20 protein-coding genes are annotated in these 20,284 nt (G+C 75.0%); 17 read left to right on the top strand and 3 right to left on the bottom strand.

The genetic code is table 11. The features are described from left to right. Positions 1-3: 3 nt before the first annotated feature. The 6 genes from OF117_RS05810 to OF117_RS05835 are packed head-to-tail and all read left to right on the top strand — an operon-like array spanning position 4 to position 4,678. Entirely contained in the window at positions 4-1,047 is a 1,044-nt protein-coding gene (locus OF117_RS05810) for a branched-chain amino acid ABC transporter permease (RefSeq protein ID WP_263551858.1), read from the top strand. Continuing rightward, the gene (locus OF117_RS05815) at positions 1,044-1,790 is read left to right on the top strand and encodes an ABC transporter ATP-binding protein (RefSeq protein WP_263551859.1); all 747 of its coding nucleotides are present in this window, start codon (positions 1,044-1,046) and stop codon (positions 1,788-1,790) included. The genes OF117_RS05810 and OF117_RS05815 overlap by 4 nt, the downstream gene beginning before the upstream one ends. Then, positions 1,787-2,539 carry an ABC transporter ATP-binding protein gene (locus OF117_RS05820; protein ID WP_263551860.1) on the top strand — a complete coding sequence of 251 codons (753 nt, stop codon included), beginning with the start codon at positions 1,787-1,789 and terminating at the stop codon, positions 2,537-2,539. The genes OF117_RS05815 and OF117_RS05820 overlap by 4 nt, the downstream gene beginning before the upstream one ends. Positions 2,540-2,594: 55 nt before the next feature. Then, positions 2,595-3,593, top strand: coding sequence for an LLM class flavin-dependent oxidoreductase (locus OF117_RS05825; RefSeq protein WP_263551861.1), 999 nt, complete (start codon positions 2,595-2,597; stop codon positions 3,591-3,593). Positions 3,594-3,615: 22 nt separating this feature from the next. Then, positions 3,616-3,825 (top strand): hypothetical protein, encoded by a 210-nt coding sequence (locus OF117_RS05830; protein WP_263551862.1) that lies wholly within the window; start codon positions 3,616-3,618, stop codon positions 3,823-3,825. After that, on the top strand, positions 3,818-4,678 hold the full coding sequence (locus tag OF117_RS05835) for an SDR family NAD(P)-dependent oxidoreductase (RefSeq protein ID WP_263551863.1): 861 nt from the start codon (positions 3,818-3,820) through the stop codon (positions 4,676-4,678). The genes OF117_RS05830 and OF117_RS05835 overlap by 8 nt, the downstream gene beginning before the upstream one ends. A gap of 71 nt (positions 4,679-4,749) precedes the next feature. Here the strand turns inward: OF117_RS05835 and OF117_RS05840 are convergent, their stop codons facing one another. Further along, on the bottom strand, positions 4,750-5,895 hold the full coding sequence (locus tag OF117_RS05840) for a DUF3500 domain-containing protein (RefSeq protein ID WP_263551864.1): 1,146 nt from the start codon (positions 5,893-5,895) through the stop codon (positions 4,750-4,752). 297 nt (positions 5,896-6,192) lie between these two features. Here OF117_RS05840 and OF117_RS05845 point away from each other — a divergent pair, with 297 nt between their 5' ends. Further along, positions 6,193-6,879 (top strand): cyclase family protein, encoded by a 687-nt coding sequence (locus tag OF117_RS05845; protein WP_263551865.1) that lies wholly within the window; start codon positions 6,193-6,195, stop codon positions 6,877-6,879. A gap of 9 nt (positions 6,880-6,888) precedes the next feature. Here OF117_RS05845 and OF117_RS05850 read toward each other — a convergent pair whose 3' ends face one another. Both OF117_RS05850 and OF117_RS05855 read right to left on the bottom strand, forming a co-directional pair. Further along, positions 6,889-8,775 carry a helix-turn-helix domain-containing protein gene (locus OF117_RS05850; RefSeq protein WP_263551866.1) on the bottom strand — a complete coding sequence of 629 codons (1,887 nt, stop codon included), beginning with the start codon at positions 8,773-8,775 and terminating at the stop codon, positions 6,889-6,891. Positions 8,776-8,861: 86 nt separating this feature from the next. Beyond that, a complete protein-coding gene (locus OF117_RS05855) occupies positions 8,862-10,829 on the bottom strand; it encodes an AMP-binding protein (protein ID WP_263551867.1) in 1,968 nt (655 codons plus the stop codon). Positions 10,830-11,046: 217 nt separating this feature from the next. Between OF117_RS05855 and OF117_RS05860 the strand changes: the two genes are divergently transcribed. The 10 genes from OF117_RS05860 to OF117_RS05905 are packed head-to-tail and all read left to right on the top strand — an operon-like array spanning position 11,047 to position 20,277. Continuing rightward, on the top strand, positions 11,047-12,294 hold the full coding sequence (locus tag OF117_RS05860; protein ID WP_263551868.1) for an LLM class flavin-dependent oxidoreductase: 1,248 nt from the start codon (positions 11,047-11,049) through the stop codon (positions 12,292-12,294). A 1-nt stretch (position 12,295) separates the two neighbouring features. Then, a complete protein-coding gene (locus tag OF117_RS05865; RefSeq protein ID WP_263551869.1) occupies positions 12,296-13,609 on the top strand; it encodes a bifunctional 3,4-dihydroxy-2-butanone-4-phosphate synthase/GTP cyclohydrolase II in 1,314 nt (437 codons plus the stop codon). A gap of 44 nt (positions 13,610-13,653) precedes the next feature. Continuing rightward, positions 13,654-14,586: a fumarylacetoacetate hydrolase family protein gene (locus tag OF117_RS05870; RefSeq protein WP_263551870.1), complete on the top strand. Its 933-nt coding sequence runs from the start codon at positions 13,654-13,656 to the stop codon at positions 14,584-14,586. 10 nt (positions 14,587-14,596) lie between these two features. Then, entirely contained in the window at positions 14,597-14,749 is a 153-nt protein-coding gene (locus OF117_RS05875) for a hypothetical protein (protein WP_263551871.1), read from the top strand. Between the two features lie 9 nt (positions 14,750-14,758). Next, on the top strand, positions 14,759-15,079 hold the full coding sequence (locus tag OF117_RS05880) for a redoxin domain-containing protein (RefSeq protein ID WP_263551987.1): 321 nt from the start codon (positions 14,759-14,761) through the stop codon (positions 15,077-15,079). A gap of 12 nt (positions 15,080-15,091) precedes the next feature. Continuing rightward, positions 15,092-16,039, top strand: coding sequence for an NAD(P)-dependent oxidoreductase (locus OF117_RS05885; protein ID WP_263551872.1), 948 nt, complete (start codon positions 15,092-15,094; stop codon positions 16,037-16,039). Next, entirely contained in the window at positions 16,036-16,506 is a 471-nt protein-coding gene (locus tag OF117_RS05890) for a GlcG/HbpS family heme-binding protein (protein WP_263551873.1), read from the top strand. Before OF117_RS05885 ends, OF117_RS05890 begins: the two co-directional genes overlap by 4 nt. Then, positions 16,503-17,378 (top strand): FAD binding domain-containing protein, encoded by an 876-nt coding sequence (locus OF117_RS05895; protein ID WP_263551874.1) that lies wholly within the window; start codon positions 16,503-16,505, stop codon positions 17,376-17,378. Before OF117_RS05890 ends, OF117_RS05895 begins: the two co-directional genes overlap by 4 nt. Beyond that, positions 17,375-17,923 (top strand): (2Fe-2S)-binding protein, encoded by a 549-nt coding sequence (locus OF117_RS05900; RefSeq protein ID WP_263551875.1) that lies wholly within the window; start codon positions 17,375-17,377, stop codon positions 17,921-17,923. The genes OF117_RS05895 and OF117_RS05900 overlap by 4 nt, the downstream gene beginning before the upstream one ends. Further along, the gene (locus tag OF117_RS05905) at positions 17,920-20,277 is read left to right on the top strand and encodes a xanthine dehydrogenase family protein molybdopterin-binding subunit (RefSeq protein WP_263551876.1); all 2,358 of its coding nucleotides are present in this window, start codon (positions 17,920-17,922) and stop codon (positions 20,275-20,277) included. Before OF117_RS05900 ends, OF117_RS05905 begins: the two co-directional genes overlap by 4 nt. The last annotated feature ends 7 nt before the right edge of the window (positions 20,278-20,284 follow it).

Raw genomic sequence — 20,284 nt, forward strand, 5'->3', positions numbered from 1 at the left:
CACGTGACCACGACGCCGTCGTCCGACGGGACGCCGGTCGAGGGAGCCGCGCCGGCGACGCTGGCGCGCGTCCGCGGTTCCCGCGCCGCGCGCTGGACCTGGGGGCAGCTGGGGCTGCTGCTGGTGCTGGCCGTCATCGTGCTGTTCACCGTGCCCAACCCGAGCCTGGCCATCGGCATGCTGATCTACGGGCTGTGGGCGGCCGGGCTGAACCTGCTGGTGGGGTACGGCGGCCTGGTCTCCTTCGGGCACGCCCTGCCCTTCGCCTGGGGTGGCTACGCCGCCGGCCTGGTGCTGCTGCACGTGAGCACGAGCGTCTGGCTCGCGCTGCTCGTCGCGGTCGCGTCGATGGCGCTGCTGTCGACGCTGGTCGGCGCCGTGTGCCTGCGGCGCACCGAGGTCTACTTCTCGATGCTCACGCTGGCCTTCGCCCAGCTCGGGTTCTTCATCGCGCTGCAGTGGGACAGCGTGACCGGCGGGGACGACGGCCTGGCGGGCATCCCCGTCCCGACGCTAGGACTGGGCACCGGCATCGAGCTCAACGCGCTGCGCGACCCGCTGACGTTCTTCCTGTTCACCGGCGTCGTCGTCCTGGTGACCTTCGCCGGGCTAATCCTGTTCACCGAGTCGCCGATGGGCCGGGTGCTGCAGGCCATCCGGGAGAACGAGGAGCGGGCCCGCGGCTGCGGCTACAACACCCGGCTCGTCCAGCTGGTCACCTTCGTGCTCGCGGGCACGGTCGCGGGCCTCGCCGGTGGCCTGTTCGCCATGCTGAACAACTTCGTCGGGCTGCAGCCCTACTGGCTGCTGTCCGGCGTGGTGCTGATCATGGTGATCCTCGGCGGGCGCTCGTCGCTGTTCGGCCCGGTGCTCGGCGCCGTCGTGTACCTGGTGCTGGAGAGCACGCTGAGCCGCTACTACGCGTCGTGGCAGCTCATCGTCGGGGCGATCTTCATGGTCTGCGTCCTGGCCTTCCCGCAGGGCCTGTGGGGCCTGGTGACGCAGACGGTGCCCGGCCTGTTCCGGAGGAGGCGATCGGCGGGATGAGCGAGCCGATCCTGCTGGCCGAGGGGCTCGACCGCTCCTTCGGCGGCATCCACGCCGTCAACGACGTGTCGCTGGAGATCCCCGAGGGGAGCCTGCACGCGATCATCGGCCCCAACGGGTCGGGCAAGACCACGCTGTTCAACCTCATCACCGGGCACACCCGGCCCAGCGCCGGCCGGGTCCGGTTCGCCGGCCAGGACATCACCGGGATGCCCTACTCCAAGGTCGCCCGCAAGGGGCTGGCCAAGTCCTACCAGATCACCACGGTCTTCCCGCTGCTGACGGTGTTCGAGAACGTGCGCATCGCCGCGCAGGCCGCCGAGCACTCCTACGTCTTCTGGCGCCCGGCCGACCGGATCAAGAGCGTCGTCCGGCACACCGAGCAGGTGCTGGAGCGGATCGGGCTGGCGCACGAGCGCGACACGATCGCCAGCAACCTCTCCCACGGCGACCAGCGCCGGCTCGACCTGGCCATCGCGCTGGCCACCTCGCCCCGGCTGCTCCTGCTCGACGAGCCGACGGCGGGGATGAGCCCGACCGAGACCGCGGCGACGGTCAAGCTGGTGGAGGAGCTCAACGCGGACGTGACCATCCTGATGATCGAGCACAAGATGGACGTCATCCTCTCCATCGCCGACCGGATCACCGTCCTGCACCAGGGGGAGAAGTTGTTCGAGGGGGCGCCGGCCGAGGTGAAGTCGCACCCGCGGGTGCAAGAGGTCTACCTGACGGGCAGCCTGTGAGCGCCGTCCCGCGGGAGGGGTCCGCGCCGCCGCGCACGGCCCTGCTCGAACTGCAGGACGTGCAGGCGTACTACGGGCTCGCGCACGTGCTGCAGGGCGTCTCGCTGGGCGTCCGGCCCGGGGAGCTGGTCGCCCTGCTCGGCCGCAACGGCGCGGGCAAGACCACCACGGTGAAGTCGATCATGGGCATGGTGAGCGTGCGCGGCGGTTCCGTCCGCTGCGACGGCCGGGACGTCGTCGGCCTGCCCGCCGAGGACGTCGCCCAGTTCGGCATCGGTTACGTGCCGGAGGACCGGCGGATGTTCCCGGGCCTGTCCGTCCGCGAGAACTTCCGGCTGGCCGCCATCGGCGCCCGGCTGCCGCGCGGTGAGCAGCAGGACGCCCAGCGCCGCGCGCTGGAGGTCTTCCCGCAGCTCGAGGCGCACCTGGACCGCGACGCCTCCCGCCTGTCGGGCGGCCAGCAGCAGATGGTGGCCGTGGGCCGGGCGCTGATCGGCGGCCGGAGGCTGCTGCTCGTCGACGAGATCACCCAGGGCCTGGCGCCGAACATCGCCGCCGACCTCGGGCGCACGCTGCGCCACGTGGCCGACGAGGGCCTCGGGGTGCTGCTCGTCGAGCAGAACAGCCAGATGGCGCTGGAGCTGGCCGACCAGGTCTACGTCATCGACCAGGGCGTGATCGTGCACTCCGGCGACGCCCGGGAACTGCGGGCCGACCAGAGCTGGATGGAGCAGTACCTGCAGCTGTGACCCGCTGACCGCCGCGGAACGCCGGCCGTCGGCCCGCGGCGAGGGAGGAGCCGGCGTGGCCGAGCTGGGCGTCGCACTCGTCACCTTCGCCCCGGCGCGGACGGCGGACTTCGTCGCGCTGGGGCGCGGCGCCGAGGACCACGGCTACGCCGCCGTCTACACCACCGAGTCGCTGACCGACACGCTGTCGATCGACCTGGCGATCCTGCTCGGCACCACGCGCGTCCGGGTCGGCAGCTACGTGGCCATCAGCTACCTGCGCCACCCGGTGGTCGCCGCGCAGATGGCCGTCACCGCCGCCGACCTCTCCGGCGGGCGGTTCGTGCTGGGCGTGGGGCTGGGACACAAGCTGCGCGTGGAGGCGTTGGGCGTGCCCGTCGGCCGGCCCTCGGTCGACCTGCCGGCGTACGTCCGCGACGTCAAGGCCGTCCTCTCCGGCCGCGGGCGGGAGCGCTACCCCGACCTGCCGCCGCAGTCCTACCGCGACCGGACGCTGGACTTCCGCCGTCCCGAGCACCCCGTGCCGGTGTACACCGCCGCCGTCGGGCCGCGGATGGCCGAGGCCGGCGCGGAGGTGTCCGACGGCGTGATGGCCTGGCTGGTCCCGCGGGCCGGCATCGGCGCGCTCACCGCCGCGTCGGCCCGGGCCGGGCAGCGGACCGGCCGTGCCGCACCCCCGGTGGAGGCCGCGGTGCACGCCTTCGTCTCCGACGACCTGGCGCTCGCGCGGGACGCCGCGCGGGCCGCCCTCGGCTACTGGGTAGGGCTGCCGAGCTACAACCGGGCGCTGGCCGCCGCCGGGTGGGAGGCGGAGGCCGCCGCGATCGCCGCGGCGTTCCGGGCGGGGGAGCCCGCACGGCTGCGGGCCGCCATCCCCGACCGGCTGGTCGACGAGTACTGCCTCGTGGGGCCGCCCGCCCGGTGCCGCGACCAACTGGCCGCCTGGGACGGCACGGACGTGGCCACGGTGGTCGTCGTGCCGCACCCGGTGGCGGCGGAGGAGTCCTACGTCGACGGCGTGCGCCGCAGCCTGGCGGCGCTCGCGCCGGCGTGACGCCCGAGGAGGAGGGATCACCGTGCCGGAGGACGTCGAGTCCAGCAGCGAGGGGACCACGGTCCGGGGCCACCTGCACCTGGTCCCCGCGGCCGAGAAACAGCTGTTCGTGATGCGTCGGTCGTCGCACATGGTCATGTACACGGACAAGAGCCACCTGGAGCTGGCCGCGGAGCAGGGGGTGCGGTTCCTCGGCGAGCACCTCGTCGCGCCCGGTCCCGCCGGTGCCTGATCCCGTGCCGTCGCCCGATCCCGTGCGGTCGCCCGATCCCGTGCGGCCGCCCGATGCCGTGCCGTCGCCCGATCCCGTGCCGTCACCCGACCCCGTGCCGTCGTCCGACCCGCTGCCGTTCGCCGGTCGCGTCGCCCTGGTCACCGGCGCGTCCGGGGGCATCGGCGGCGCCATCGCGCTGCGGCTCGCCGGCGCGGGCGCCGACGTGGCGCTCACCTACGCCTCGCACCGCGGGGATGCCGAGCGGGCCGCAGGCCTGGTGGCCAGCACCGGCCGGCGGGTGGCTCTCCTCGGGGGAGACCTGGCCGACCCCGCCGTCCCGGCCCGGCTGGTCCGGCGGACGGCGGAGGAACTGGGCCCGCCCGACGTCCTGGTGGCGAACGCGGCCACCGGGACCCGCCGCGACTGGGCCGAGGTCGACCTCGACCTCTGGCAGCACACCGTCGCGGTGAACCTGACCGCACCGTTCCTCCTGGTGCAGGCGGCGCTGCCGGGCATGGTGGAGCGGGCCTTCGGGCGGGTCCTGTTCGTCTCCTCGGTGGCGGCGCTCAACGGCGGCGTGCTCGGCCCGCACTACGCCGCGAGCAAGGCCGGCTTGCACGGGCTCACCCACCACCTGGCGCCCCGGGTGGCCGGGCACGGGGTGACCGTCAACACCCTGGCGCCGGCCCTGGTCGCCGCCACCCGCATGCTGCCCCGGGCGCCGGGCGGTGCGGACGGGCTGCCGATGCCGGTCCCGGTGGGCCGGCTCGGCCGCCCGGACGAGATCGCCGACATGGCGGTGGCCGTGCTCACCAACGGCTATCTGACCGACAAGGTCGTGACCGTGGACGGCGGCCTGGTTCCCCGCTGAGCAACCCGTGCCCCGCTGACCCCGTTCGCTGACCCCGTGCCTGATGACCCCGTGCCCGCTGACCCCGGCGGTCAGCCGGCGTGGTGGGCCGCCCGGTGCGCGGCGAGGACGTCGATGCCGAAGTCCGACCCCGGGTCGCGCCACACCGAGTGCGCGTGGTTGGCCCCGCGCTGGGTGTTGTCCCACTCGGCCAGGAACCGCGGCCCCTGCAGCCGGAAGTAGTGCGGCCGGCCCGGCTCGGTCGGCCCGGCCCACGCGATGTGCAGCTCGGACGGGTCCGGGACGGCGGCCAGCCCCTCGGGCACCCGGTCGGTGTGGGCGGCGACGAGGCGGCGCAACAGGTCGCGCTGCCCGTCGTCCAGCTCCGACGCCGGCAGCCCCTTCGGCCGGGAGGTGAGCGCCAGCCGGCCGTGATCGGCGTCGTCGTAGCCCGACGCCGCCTCCGCGCGCTCGTCCATGCCGGCGATGCGGTCGACCAGCCGGGGCTCGGTGAAGCGGCCGCGCCAGACGTCGGCCAGCAGCAGCATCCGGTCGCCGTCCCGCACCTGCGTGCGGTTGCCGCCGACGATGTCCGACGGAGCGCGGTCGAGCAGCACGGCCCGGGCGAGCTGATCGCGGTCCAGCGAGCGCACCAGCTCCCGGGCCAGGTCCTCGGTGGCCCCGAGCGGGCGCAGCGTCGTGCCCCCGAGCAGCGGGGCCCCGGCCGGGTCCGCGCCCAGGAAGCAGGGCGTGACCGACCGCACGCGGCCGTCGACGACCAGGTTGTTCAGCGAGACGTGGTGCCCGCCGAACCGCCACCCCCACGGCCCGTCACCGGTCGGGTCGCCGAAGACGCGCAGGTAGTACAGCCCGGGGTCGCGGCCCCGTTCCCGCCCCCAGTCGACCTCGAAGCCCTCGACGTGGTCGAGCACGTTCTCCCAGCCGATGACGGTGCACACCGTCACGTAGCCGGCCGTGGACAGGCCCGTGGCGACGAGCTGCAGAGCCCGCGACTGCTGGGCGGGGCGCTGCCCACCCAGCGGGAGGCCGCCGTGGTCGGTGGGCGTGTAGAACCAGCGCAGCCGCTCGGCCTCGGCGTCGCTGCCCGGGGCCGCCCAGGAGGCTGCCCGGCGCTGCTCGGCGTCGAGGCACGCGAGCCAGGCCGCCGCCGCGCGGGCCATCCGCTCGGCGACCTCCCGGTCCGGCGCGACCCGGCCGGTGGTGTCGACGGTCTGCATGGGTGCTCCTCTCGGCGGCCCTGTGTCGGCGGCCCTGTGTCGGCGGCCCTGTGTCGGCGGCGCGGTGGACATCCTCGGGGGTCGGGCGGACCGGGCGCCTTGGTCGCGGCCACAGCCGTGCGGGGCCGGTCCTGTGCGCGGGGCCACTGGTGGTCCGGGCACGGGTCCCGGCACGATCCCGGTGCCGGTGATCATGGTCGTCGTCGAGCGCCGGCGCACCCGGTCGCGCGGTCCCTGTCCCGTCCCGACCGTCCCGCACCCCGTCCCCGTCCCCGTCCCGACCACGAAGGAGCACGCATGCGGATCGTCGACCTGTCGCAGGACATCTACGAGGGGATGAAGGTCTATCCCGGGCACCTGAAGACGGTGCAGTTCGAGCACGTCACGCACGAGGAGACCGCGCCGCGGTTCGAGGGCGGGTTCTCCTTCCAGACCACCGGGTTCATCCTCAACGACAACGGGCCCACGCACGTGGACTCCTTCTCCCACCTGGATCCGGCGCCGGGCGCGGAGACCATCGACCAGATGCCGCTGGAGCTGTTCCACGGGCCGGCGGTGTGCCTGGACGTGACCGGGTTCGCGCCGCAGACCGACATCACCGCCGAGGACCTGGACCGGATCGAGGCCGCCGCGCCGGTGGAGGTGCGCCGGGGCGACATCGTGCTGTTCCACACCGCCACCTGGAACCGCTTCGCGGGGGACAAGCGGTACCTGACCGACTTCCCGGGGCTGGGCGCCTCGGCGGCGGAGTGGATCGTCGAGCGGGGGGTGAAGACCTTCGGGGTGGACAGCCCCACCCCGGACAACCCGGCGAGCAAGACCTATCCGGTGCACATGATGTGCCGCCGGGAGCACATCACCCACTACGAGAACCTGGCCAACCTCGACCAGGTGGTGGGCACCCGGTTCACGTTCATCGGGTTCCCGCTCAAGGTCCGCGGCGCGCACGGCGGCCCCACCCGCGCCGTCGCCCTCGTCGAGTGAGCCGGGTGCCTACTCGCCCAGGACGGTCTCGATCATGAGGGCGAGCTGGAGGTGGAGCATGGCCTGGGGGTCGGCCAGGTCGACGCCGAGGAGCTCCTCCACCCGGCGCAGCCGGTAGGCCACCGTGTTGGGGTGGACGTGCATCTGCTTGGCGGTGACCGAGACGTTGCAGCGGCGCTCCATGTAGCAGTGCAACGTCTCCCCGAGCCGGGTGTGGTGCTGCTGGTCGTAGGCGCGCACCGTGCCCAGCATGTCCTCAGCGAACGACTGCAGCTCCCGGGGCCGCTTGACCTGCAGCAGCAGCCGGTAGGCGCCGATGCCGTCGAGGGAGACCACGCGGTCGCGCCGGTCGGACTGCTGGACGAGGTCCAGCACGCCGCAGGCCAGCCGGTAGGCGTCGCCGTACTCCGCGACGTCCGCGCACGTGGGCCCGACGCTGATCGTGGCGGTCCACCCGCCCGCGTAGGCCCGGATCTCCCGGCACAGGTGCTCGGCGAACTCCCGCGCCGACCGGCACTCCTCCTCGGAGCGCACGAGCACCACGACGTGGTCGCTGCGCGTGGCCACGAGCGTGCCGGTGCTCCACGCGGCCGCGGTGCGCTGGACGAGGGAGAGCAGCGACCGCTGCGCGTAGGCCTCCCGGTCCCCGTGGCCGCCCAGTGCGCTCCCGTCGTCCGGATCGCGCCGCACGACCAGGAGGGTGTGCGGGCGCGACAGGTCGGCGCCCAGCTGCCGGCCCCGCGCGCCGAGTGCCTCACCGGCCCGGCCCTCGGCGTCCAGGAGGTCGTCGAAGAAGTCGCGCGAGAGCCGCCACTCCACCTCCTGCGCCGTCCGCTCCTTGAGCAGGGCCAGCGCGACGACGGCGGCCGCCCGGGTCAGCGCCTCGCGCTGGCGCTCGCCGAACCCCGCCCGGGGCCGCAGCGCCCACAGGTGCCCGGCCACCTCGTCGTCGAGGACGACGGGGACGACGAGCCCGCCGGTGTCCCCGCCGTGCGGGGGGAGGACCACGGTCTCCGGGCCGACGTCGGGGCCGACCCGCTCGCGGGCCTGCTCGTAGGCCGCCGCGGTCCGCCGGTCGCGCGCTCCGGGACGCACGTCGCAGCACGCCGACGCCAGCACGCGGCCGGCCTCGTCGTCGATGACGACCGCGCACTGCAGCGCGGCGCCGAGGAAGTCGGCGATGGCGGCCGGCCCGCCGCCGCGCAGGACCACGCCGAGCAGCTCCCGGTGCTGGTCGTGGGCCGACCGGGCGACCTCGAGCTCGGCGCGCAGGGCGGCCGCCTCCTCGGCGGCCCGCTGGGTGCGGTCCCGGGCCTCGGCCAGCCGCTGCGCGGTCTCGACGGCCAGCCCGGCCTGGTTGGCCATGCTCTCCATCAGGATGATCTCGCGGGGCGTGAACTCGTGCTTGTCCGCCGTGTAGCAGTTGACCAGGCCGAACTGGGTCTGCCCCACGACCAGGGGGACCGACAGCAGCGAGGAGTAGCCCTGCTGCGCGGCCACCGTCTCCCACGACCGCGAGGGGGCGTCGGCGGCGATGTCGAGCACGGTCGTCGGGCGCTGCGCCCGGAAGGCGCGGCTGGACGGGCCCTCGCCGGCGTCGCCGGCCCGCAGCAGCACCGGGGTGCGCGCGTTGATCGAGTCGATGTACTCCCGGGTGAGCCCGTACGACCCGCGGATGATCAGCGCGCGCCGCTGCTCGTCGGGCACGAAGACCGCGCAGAAGTCGTAGCCGGTGAGCCGAGCGGTCGTCCCGGCGATCAGGTCGAACAGCTCGTCCAGCGGGGCGTCCCGGTTGGCCGCGCGGGTGATCTCGGCGATCGCATCCAGCCAGGCGCTCAGCTCGGTCGAGGCCGGCTCGGTCGCGAGGAGGTCGCCGGTCGGTGGTGCCTGCGCCACGGACAAGGGCCCTCCTCCGCAGTGTGGTCCCGATCACCCCAACTCTACGGACGCCCTCGTTCCGGCGGGGGGCCGCCCGGCCGCCGTCACCCGGTCCGGGTGACGACCGACCGCGGCCAGCGCGTCAGGACGCCGGCGTCCTCGAGCGAGGAGAGGTCGCCCGGGGGCACGCCGAGGTAGGAGGCCCGGGCCACGCGCCGCAGGACCTTGCCGTTGCGGGTCTTGGGCAGCGCGTCGACGACGTGGACCGCGCGCGGCGCCAGGGCCCGCCCCAGCGCCGCGGTCACCACGGCGTGCAACGCCTCCGCGGCGGCGGCGGGCTCGACGCCGGGGTGCAGGACGACGAAGCAGACCAGCACCTCGCCCTTGACCTCGTCCGGGACACCGACGGCGGCGGCCTCCACCACCCGGCCGTCGGCGACCAGCAGCGACTCGACCTCGGCCGGCCCGAGCCGCTTGCCGGCGACCTTGATGGTGTCGTCGGACCGGCCCAGCACGTACCAGAACCCGTCGGCGTCGACGTAGGCGAGGTCGCCGTGGTGCCAGACGCCCGGGAACCGACGCCAGTACGAGGCCAGGTAGCGCTCCTCGTCGCGCCAGAAGCCGCGGGTCATGCCGGGCCAGACCGACCGGACCACCAGTTCGCCGACCTCACCGCGCACGGACCGGCCGGACTCGTCCACCACGTCGACCCGCACACCGAGCGGAGGGCCGGGGAACGACGTCGGCTTGGCCGGCAACCAGGTCGCGCCGCACAGCAGCGAACCGCCGATCTCCGTCCCGCCGGAGATGTTGACGACCGGTGCCCGGCCCTTGCCGACGTGCTCGGCGCACCACAGCCACGGTTCGACGTTCCACGGCTCACCGGTGGAGCCGATCGCCCGCAGGTCGGCCAGCGCGTGCCGGTCGGGCCACCCGTCCCCGTGCGCCATGAGCGCGCGGACGACGGTGGGGGAGACGCCGAGCACGGTGGCGCGCAGGCGCTCGGCGACGTCCCACAGCCGATCGGGCGCCGGCCAGTCGGGCACGCCCTCGAAGAGCACCGCCGTCCCGCCGTTGCCGAGCGCCGCGGCGACGACGTAGCTGCCCATGACCCAGCCCATGTCGGTCAACCAGAGCACCGCCGAGGTCTCGTCGACGCCCAGCCCGTGCCGGGCCTCGATGGCGATCTTGAGCGGCAGGCCGGCGTGGGTGTGCACGCAGCCCTTCGGCCGTCCGGTGCTGCCGGAGGTGTAGAGCAGCAGGCACGGATCGAAGCCGGCCATGGGCTCGGCCGCGGTCACCGGCTCGGCCGCGGCCAGCGCCGCCGCCCAGTCGACGTCGCGACCCGGGACGAGCGGGTTGCCGCTGCCGAGGCGGTCGACGACGAGGACGGTGCGCAGCCCGGCCAGGCCCCGGGCGGCCTCGTCGGCCACCCGCTTGAGCGGCACCGGGCGGCCCCGGCGCGGGAACGCGTCGCAGGTGACCAGCGCCCGGGCGCCGGCGTCCTCCAGCCGCGCCCGCACCGCCTGCGGCCCGTAGCCGCTGAACAACGGCAGCGCGATGGCCCCGATCCTCGCCGCGGCGAGGACGGCCACGACGGCCTCGGGCACCATCGGCAGCAGCAGCGCGACCACGTCGCCCCGGCCGACGCCGGCACCGCGCAGCGCCCCGGCCGCCCGGTTCACCTGCTCCGCGAGCTCCGAGTAGTCGAGCGCCCGGGTGGCGCCGTCCTCGCCCTCCCAGCGGATCGCCGGTGCCGAGCCGCGGCCCTCCCGCACCCACCGGTCGACGGCGAAGTCGGCCCAGTTGAGCCGGCCGCCGACGAAGAACTCGGGGTGCTCCACCCCGCGCGCGGTGTCGACCACCGCCCCGTAGGGGCGCATCCAGGGGATGCCGACGTCCTCGACCGCCGCCGCCCAGTACCAGGCCGGATCGGCGAGCGCGCGCTCGACGAGCGCGCCGGGGCCGGGGATGCCGTGGCGGGCCGCGAAGCGGCCGGCCGGGGAGGCGTCGAACGCGCCGGGCGGCGGGCTCCAGGTGACCGTCAGCCGCTCCAGCTCCTCGATCGGCATCGCCGCCGTCCTCCCTGCTCCGGGGCCTTCGGACGCCCGAGTATCGGGTCGAGCCGCTCGGGTGCGGCTTGTGCGCGTCGACAACGAAATGGCGGGAGACGCTGTGGCTGCGCCACATGTGACGGGCCCCCGGGTGTCCGTAGCGTCCCCGACCAGCGGGGTGGTGCACCTCACATCCCGACGCGACATCCCGACTGCGACCAGGAGGCCGGCGGCCATGGTGAAGGTGATCCTCCAGCTCTACCCCCAGGTCCGGGCCACCCGCGAGGAGCGGATCGCCCAGCGTCCATTGGGCCGTGACGCCGAGCGCTACCAGGCCCTGATCCGCGAGATGCCGACGATCGTCCGCGCGGCCGACGAGCTGGGCCTGTGGGGCATCTCCTCGATCGAGCACCACTTCCACAGCGAGGGCTACGAGGTCGGCCCGAACCCCGGCCTGCTCGACGCCTACTGGGCGGCCATGACCACGCGCATCCGGGTCGGCCAGCTCGGCTGGACGATGAGTGCGCAGAACCCGTTCCGCGTGGCCGAGGACGTCGCGATCATCGACCACCTCTCCGGCGGCCGCTCGTTCTGCGGCTTCTCCCGCGGCTACCAGGCGCGATGGACCAACATCATCGGCCAGCACCTGGGGACGCGCGCCACCCTGTCGCCGTCCGGCACGCAGGACAAGATGGCCGAGCTCGACGAGGCGACCCGCGCGGCCCGGATCTCCGACGACCAGGTCAACCGGGAGATCTTCGAGGAGAACGTCGAGCTCGTGCTGCAGTCCTGGACGCAGGACAGCGTCGAGGCCAAGGGCCGCTGGCAGGTGCCCTACCCCTACGAGGAGGGCGTCGACTGGACGATGACCGCCACGCGGGAGCTCGGCGCCCCGGGTGAGATGGACGAGAACGGCAAGATCCGCCGGGTCAGCGTCACGCCCAGCCCGCTGACCAAGCCCTACCCGCCGGTGTTCGTCTCCAGCAACGCCAGCAAGGAGACCATCGAGTACTGCGGCCCGCGCGGCTTCATCCCGACGTACTTCTCGAAGATCGAGCGGGCCGCCGAGTTCGGGGCGGCCTACGTCCACGCGGCCGCCGCCGGGGGGAGGACGTACGCGCTCGGCCAGAACCAGGCGCTGGTCCGCTGGGGCCAGATGGCCGACACCGAGGACGAGGCCCGGCGCATGGTCGCCGAGTACGACGTCGACATCTTCCGCGACCTGTACGCGGGCACCACCCCGATGAAGTTCGACCCGGACAACCCGGTCGACTCGGTGGTGAACTCCGGGCTGTGGGTCGTCGGCACGCCCGAGCAGGTCCGCGACCAGTACGTGGAGCTCTGGCGGCAGCTGCCGGCCGAGTACGTCGTGCTCATCTACCACTGGGCGCAGCAGCCGGCCGAGAGCGTCGTCCGCCAGCTCGAGCTGTTCATGCAGCACGTCAAGCCGGCGCTCGACGAGATGACCCCGTACGAGGCCTGAGGTGCCGACGGCCGAGGTGCCCGGCGGGGCCCGCTTCGACCCCGTCGGGCTGGCGGTCCGGGAGATCGCCGACGGCGGCATGGTCCTCGTCGTCGACGACGAGGACCGGGAGGACGAGGGCGACCTGATCATGGCCGCCGAGCACGTGACCGCGGCCGACGTCGCCTTCCTGGTGCGGCACACCTCCGGGGTGCTGTGCGTGGCGCTCCCCGGCGAACGCTGCGACGAGCTCGACCTGCCGCTGATGGTCGCCGACAACACCGAGCAGCAGCGGACCGCCTTCACGCACACCGTCGACCTCGCCGCGGGCACGACGACGGGCATCTCGGCGGCCGACCGGTCGGCCACGATCCGCGGGCTGGCCGACGCGTCGCTCACCGGCGGCGCCTTCAACCGGCCCGGGCACGTCTTCCCCCTGCGCGCCCGGGACGGCGGGGTGCTCAAGCGGGCCGGCCACACCGAGGCGGCGGTCGACCTGGCGCGGCTGGCCGGGGTGACCCCGGCCGGGGTGCTCTGCGAGGTCGTCAACGACGACGGGACCATGGCCCGCCGCCCGGAGCTGCTGCGCTTCGCGGCCGAGCACGGATTGCCGATCATCACGATCGCCGACCTGGTCGAGCACCGGCGGCGCGTCGACGTCCTGGTCGAGCGGACCGGCGAGGCGCGGGTGCCGACCCCGTGGGGCGAGTTCCGCTGCGTCAGCTACCGGTCGGTGCTCGACGGGACCGAGCACGTGGCGTTCACGGTCGGCGACGTCACCGGCGAGGAGGAGCTGCTCGTCCGGGTGCACAGCGAGTGCCTGACCGGCGACATCTTCCGGTCGCTGCGCTGCGACTGCGGGCCCCAGCTGGAGTCGGCGATGGCGCGGGTGGCCGCCGCCGGCCGCGGTGCGGTGGTCTACCTGCGCGGCCACGAGGGACGGGGCATCGGGCTGGGCCACAAGCTGCGCGCCTACGGGCTGCAGGACGCCGGACGGGACACCGTCGACGCCAACCTCGACCTCGGTGTGCCGGTGGACAGCCGGGAGTACGGCATCGGCGCGCAGATCCTGGCCGATCTCGGCGCCCGCCGGTTGCGGCTGCTCACCAACAACCCCGCGAAGTACGGCGGGCTGGACGGCTACGGGCTGGAGGTCGTGGGCCGGGAGCCGCTGCAGACGGTGCCCAACCCGGAGAACCTGCTCTACCTGCGCACCAAGAAGCGCCGGCTCGGCCACCTGCTCGACGGCCTCGACGACCTGCCGCTGCCCGTCGAGGGCACGCGGACCGACCTGCACGCCGCGGGAGGGCCCGACCGCGCATCCGTGCTCGCCTGACCCCCGCGGCGCACCGCCGCCCCGCCCCTGACGGAAGGACCCGCATGCGCTGGACCACCTACGTGTCACCCACCGACGGCCGCGAGCACCCGGCCGTCGTCTCCGACGGCTCGCTGCACGGTCTCCGCACGGCCACGCGGTTGCTCGACCTCCTGGGCGACGACGGCGAGCGGCTCGCCCGGGCCGGCGAGGAGGCGCTGGCCGACCCGCTCGACGTCGTCCCCGAGGGCGAGGCCGACCTGCGGGCGCCCATCCCCTCGCCGCCGTCGGTGCGGGACTTCTACGCCTTCGAGACGCACGTCCGGACCTACCGAGAGGCCAACGGCCAAGAGATGGACCCGGACTGGTACGAGCTGCCGGTCTTCTACTTCCAGAACCCGGCGGCGATCCGGTCCGCGCGGGCCGACGTGCCGATGCCACCGGGCTCGGCGAAGTACGACTTCGAGCTGGAGTTCGCCGCGGTGGTCGGCCGCGAGGGCGCGAACCTCACGCCGGACGAGGCCGAGCGGCACATCGCCGGCTACCTGCTCTTCTGCGACTGGAGCGCCCGCGACCTCCAGGCGCGGGAGGTCCGGCACAGCCTGGGACCGGTGAAGGCCAAGGACACCGCGACCAGCCTGGGCCCGTGGCTGGTCACCCCCGACGAGCTGGAGCCCCGCCGGTCGGGCCGGTCGTTCGACCTGGAGATGAGCGCCTCGGTCAACGGCCGGCCGTACAGCAAGGGCAACGCCGCGGACCTCTACTGGAGCTTTGGCCAGATGATCTCCTACGCCTCCCGCGGCACGCGGGTGCAGTCCGGCGACGTGATCGCCAGCGGAACGGTCGGCACCGGCTGCATCCTGGAGCTGTCCACCGTGCACAGCGAGGCGGAGTACCCGTGGCTGGCCCCGGGCGACGAAGTGCGGCTCGACGCCGACCTGCTCGGGTCGATCACCGCACGGATCACCGACGCCCCGCCGCTGCACCCGCTCAAGTGAGGCGGTTCTCGTGCCCGAGCAGCGGACGACCCCCGACGTGGGGGACCGCGCCCCCGACTTCCGGCTGCGCCACACGTTCGAGGCCGACGTCGGCCTGGCGGACACCCTCGCGCGCGGGCCGGTCGTGCTGGCCTTCTACGTGTTCGACTTCGGCGGCTACTAGCGGACCGAGCTGTCCCAGTTGGGACACCGGGCATCCGAGATCCGCGCGCTGGGCGCCGACGTCCTGGCCGTCGCCGTCACCGCGACCTTCTCCCAGCAGGCGTTCGCCGACGCCCTGGGCGTCGACTTCCCGCTGCTGTCGGACTGGGACCGGGAGGTCTGCGCCGCCTACGACGTCCGCTACGACGTGTGGAAGGGCCACCGCGGGCTGGCCAAGCGGTCGCTGTTCGTCGTCGGCCGCGATGCGACCGTCCGCTACCGCTGGGTCACCGACGACGCGCTGGTGCTGCCCGACCTCGACGAGGCCGTGGCCGTCCTGCGCGAGCTCTGAGCGGAGGTGCCGGTGACCCCCGGGGCTCCGGTCGGCGGGCCCGTGGGCCTGGTCGGCGGGCCCGTGGGCCCGGTCGGCGGGCCCGTGGGCCTGGTCGGCCTGGGCATCATGGGGTCGGCGATGTGGCGCCACCTCCTCGACCGCGGCCACCCGGTCGTCGGCTGCGACGTCGACCCCGCCCGGGTGCGCGACCTCGAGGCCGCCGGCGGCGCGGTCGCCGCCACGCCCCGCAAGGTGGCCGAGCGGGCCGACGTGGTCGTCACGTCGCTGCCCACGGAGGCCGCCGCGCGGGAGGTGTGCGCCGGCCTCGCCGGCGCCGGCCGCGCCGGCCTCGTCGTCGCCGAGACCTCGACGCTGCCGCACGAGGCCAAGGAGGACTGCCGGCGGCTGCTCGTCGACGCCGGAGGAGAGCTGCTTGACTGCCCGCTCAGCGGCACCGGGGCCCAGGCGCTGGTGCGCGACGTGGTCGTGCTGGGCAGCGGCGACGAGGCGGCCTTCGAGCGGGCCCGCCCGGCGCTGGAGGCCTTCGCCCGCTCGGTGCGCCACCTGGGCCCGTTCGGCGCCGGCTCCACCATGAAGCTGGTCGCCAACCTGCTGGTCGCGGTGCACAACGCCGCGACCGCGGAGGCCTTCGCGCTCGGGCAGGCGGCCGGGCTGGACCCGCGGCAGATCTACGACACCATCCGCGACGGCGCGGGCAACTCGGTGATCTTCGAGAAGCGGGGCGCGCTGATGGTGGACCGCCGCTGGGAGCCGCCCACCGCGAAGGTGTCGATGTTCGTCAAGGACGCCGCGCTCATCGCCGAGTTCGCCGACCGCGTGGGGGTGCTCACGCCCGTGCTGCAGGCCACCCGCCCGCTCTACGACCGCGCGGTCGAGCTCGGGCTGGCCTCCGCCGACGCGGCGGCCCTGCTGGAGGTCCTCGAGGCGCCCGCCGCGGCCCGGGAGGAGCCGGCATGACGACGCTCGCGCAGGCGCGGGCCGTCGCCTCGGCGACGCTGGCGCACGGACGGAGCATCGGCGCCGCCCCGTTGACCGTGGCGGTGCTCGACGCCGGTGGGCACCTGGTCGTCCTCGAGCGCGAGGACGGCTCGGGCATCCTGCGCCCGCAGATCGCCTGCGCGAAGGCGTGGAGCGCGCTGGGCATGGGGTTCAGCTCGCGGGAGATCGGTGTGCGCGCCGAGCGCCAGCCGGTGTTCTTCGGCGCGCTGGCCGCGGTCGCCGACGGGCGCTGGGCCCCCGCCGCCGGCGGGGTCCTGCTGCGGTCGGACGACGGCTCGGTCACCGGCGCCGTCGGCGTCAGCGGCGACGTCTCCGACGTCGACGAGGAGTGCGCGCTCGCCGGCGTCGCCGCGGCCGGGTTGCGGTCCGACCCCCCGGCCGGGGGAGCGACGGCGGGCCCGCCCGGGGGGAGCGGCGCGCGGTGAAGCCGGCGCCGTTCGAGTACGTGCGAGCCGACACCGTGCCGGAGGCGCTGGCCGCGCTCGGCGGCGCCGACGACGCCCGGGTCCTCGCCGGTGGCCAGAGCCTGGTCCCGATCATGGCGCTCCGGCTGGCCACGCCCGAGGTGCTGGTCGACGTCTCCCGGGCACCGGAGCTGCGGGAACACCGGTCGGACGGCGGGGTGCTCACCGTCGGTGCCGGGGTCACCGACCGCGAGCTGGAGCTGGACGCCGGAGTGCGCGCGGCGCACCCGCTGCTGGTGCGCACCCTGTCGCTGATCGCCCACCCCGAGATCCGCGCCCGGGGCACGCTGTGCGGCTCGCTCGCGCACGCCGACCCGGCCGCGGAGCTGCCCGCGCTGCTGCTGGCCACCGACGGCGAGGTGGAGGTCGCCGGCGACGCCGGCCGGCGTCGCGTGCCGGCCGCCGAGTTCGTCACCGGCCCGTTCACCACCGCGCTGGCGGACGGCGAGATGGTCGTCGCCGCGCACCTGCCGCTGCCCGGGCCGGGCTCGGGCTGGGCGGTGGACGAGATCGCGCGGCGCCCGGGTGACTACGCGCTGGCCGGCGTGGTCTGCGGCGTCGAGCTCGACGGTGCCGGGCGCTGCGCGGGGGCGCGGGTCGCCCTCTTCGGGGTGGCCGCCACACCGGTGCGGGCGCACGGCGCGGAGCGGGTGCTCGACGGCGCGGTGCCCGACGACGCCGCCCTCGACGCGGCGGCCGCCGCGGCCTTCGACGGCGTCGACGTGATCGGTGACGAGGTGCACGCCTCGGCCGGGTACCGGCGGCGGGCCGGCGCGGCCCTGGTGCGCCGGGCGCTGACCGCGGCGGTCCGGGCGGCGGGGGAGGGTGCGTGACGGTGGCTGGGGAACCGGTGCGGGTCCGGTTGTCGGTCAACGGCCGAGCCGAGGTCGGGCTGGCCGAGCCCCGGACGACGCTGGCCGAGTTCCTCCGCGAGGAGCTGGGGCTGACCGGCACGCACGTGGGCTGCGAGCAGGGCGTCTGCGGCGCCTGCACGGTCGTCGTCGACGGCGCCGCGGTGCGCGGCTGCCTGATGTTCGCCGTCCAGGCCGACGGCCGCGCGGTGGAGACCGTCGAGGGCCTGGCCGCCGAGGGCGGGATGCACCCGCTGCAGCGGGCCTTCTGGGACGCCCAGGCGCTGCAGTGCGGCTTCTGCACCCCCGGCCTGCTCATGACGGCGCTGGTCGCGCTGCGGGAGCGGCCGGAGTGGACCCGGGAGGCACTCCGCGAGCGGTTGAGCGGCAACCTCTGCCGGTGCACCGGCTACTCCACCGTGCTCGACGCGGTGCTCGCCGCCGGCCGCGCGGGCGCCGGGGACGGTGGCGACGACGGGAGCGCCGGCGCCGGCGCGCCGGCCTCCGGCGAGGCGGGACCGCGATGACGGGTACCGGGTACGTCGGGCGGGCCGTGCGGCGCCGCGAGGACCCCCGGCTGCTGGCCGGCCGGGGCCGCTACGTCGACGACGTGACCGAGCCCCGCCAGGCGTACGTCGCGTTCGTCCGGTCGCCGGTGGCGTCCGCGCGGATCGCCCGGATCGACACCTCGGCCGCCCGCTCGGCTCCCGACGTGCTCGCCGTGCTCACCGCCGACGACCTCGCCGGGCACTGCTCCGGCTGGCGCGGCCTGTTGTCCTGGCCCGGCATGGTCGCCGGCGAGCAGACCGCGCTGGCCACCGGCGTGGTCCGGCACGTGGGCGAGCCGGTCGCGCTCGTGGTGGCGACCGGCCGCGGCCCGGCCGAGGACGCCGCCGAGCTGGTGGAGGTCGACTACGAGGAGCGGCCGGCGGTCCTCGACCCGGTCGCCGCGCTGGAGCCGGGCAGCCCGCTGGTGCACGAGGAGCTGGGCACCAACCTGTGCTTCGCCTCGCCGTTCGGCAGCGGCGACGTCGACGCGGCGTTCGCCGGCGCCGACACCGTGGTCGACGTGACCGTCCGCACCGGCCGGCACACCGCCGTCGCGCTGGAGACCCGCGGCATCCTGGCCGCGTTCGACCGGGACGAGCGCACCCTCACGGTGCGGATCTCCACCCAGGCACCGCAGATGCTGCAGACGCTGTACGCCCGGCTGCTCGGGCTGCCCGAGAACTCCGTCCGCGTGATCACCGAGCACGTGGGCGGCGCCTTCGGGATGAAGGCGTTCGTGTACCCCGACGAGATCGCGGTGGCGGCCGCCGCGATGCTCCTCGACCGCCCGCTCAAGTGGACCCAGGACCGCTACGAGGCGATGCAGTCGGACACCCAGGCGCGCGACGAGCGGGTCACCGCCTCCCTCGCGCTCACCGCCGACGGCCGCATCCTGGGCCTGCGCTCGCAGGTCGTCTCCGACGCCGGGGCCTGGTCGATGTACCCCCGAGGGTGCGTGACCGAGGGCGTGCAGGTGGCCACGATCATGCCGGGCCCGTACCGCGTGCCGGCCGTCGCGGCGGACCTCCGCGTCGTCTACACGAACAAGGCGCCGCTGGCGGTGTACCGCGCGGTCGGCCACCCGCCGGCGATCCTGGTCATGGAACTGCTGATGGACGAGGCGGCGCGGGCGCTGGGGCTGGCTCCCGACGAGGTCCGGCGGCGCAACCTCGTCCGGCCGGAGGACCTCCCGTACACGTCGGCGACCGGCAACGTCTACGACTCCGGGTCGCACCTGGAGTCGCTGGAGCGCGCCGTCGCCCTGCTCGGCCCGGACGGGCTGGAGGAGCGCCGGCGGGACGCCGCGGCGAGGGGCCGGCTGCTCGGCGTGGGGCTCGCCGCGTTCGTCGAGCTGTCCGCGCCGGGCGCGATGTTCTACGGCGCGAAGGGCGCGCCCATCACCGCGCACGACCAGGTCGAGGTGACGTTGCAGCCCGACGGCTCGGTGACCGTGCTGCTGGGTACGCCCGGCCAGGGCCAGGGGCTGCACACCACGGCCGCGCAGGTGGTCGCCGACGGCCTGGGCGTACCGCTGGAGGCGGTCCGGGTCGTCTCGGGCGACACCGGCGTCGTGCCGCACGGCAGCGGCGTGTGGGCCAGCCGGTCGGCGGTGGTCAGCGCCGGGGCCGCGCACGCCGCCGCGGTCGAGGTCCGCGGCCGGGTGCTCGCCCTGGCCGGTCACCTGCTGGAGGCCGACCCGGCCGACCTGGAGCTGTCCGAGGGCGTGGTCGGGGTGCGCGGGGTGCCCGGCACCCGCGTGCCGGTGCACGAGATCGCCGCCGTGGCGTACTGGGGCACCCACCGGCTGCCCCCCGACCTGGAGGTGGGGCTCGGCGCGGTCGGCTCCTACGCCGGACCGCCGTACACCTTCAACAACGGCACGCACGTGGCGGTCGTGGAGGTTGAGCGCGCGACGGGGCTGGTCCGGGTCGTCGACTACGTCGTGGTCGAGGACTGCGGCGTGCTCATCAACCCCGACATCGTCGACGGCCAGATCCGCGGTGGCGTGGCGCAGGGCCTCGGTGGCGCCCTGCTCGAGCAGGTGGTGCACGACCCGAACGGCCAGCCGCAGACCTCCACGATGCTCGACTACCTGGTGCCCACCGCCTACGACGTGCCGGACATCCGCATCGAGCACATCCAGACGCCGGCGCCCACGACGACCCTGGGCACCAAGGGCGTCGGGGAGGCCGGGACCGCCGGCGCGCCGGCGGCCGTCCACTGCGCGGTCAACGACGCGCTGGCCCGGGCGGGCGCCGGCGGGGTGTTCCGCCAGCCCATCCGCCCGGAGGACGTGCTCGACGCGCTCGACCGGGCGCCGGCGTCGCGCTGACCCGGGA

The sequence above is a fragment of the Geodermatophilus sp. YIM 151500 genome, assembly GCF_025716945.1.
Taxonomy (GTDB): Bacteria; Actinomycetota; Actinomycetes; order Mycobacteriales; family Geodermatophilaceae; genus YIM-151500.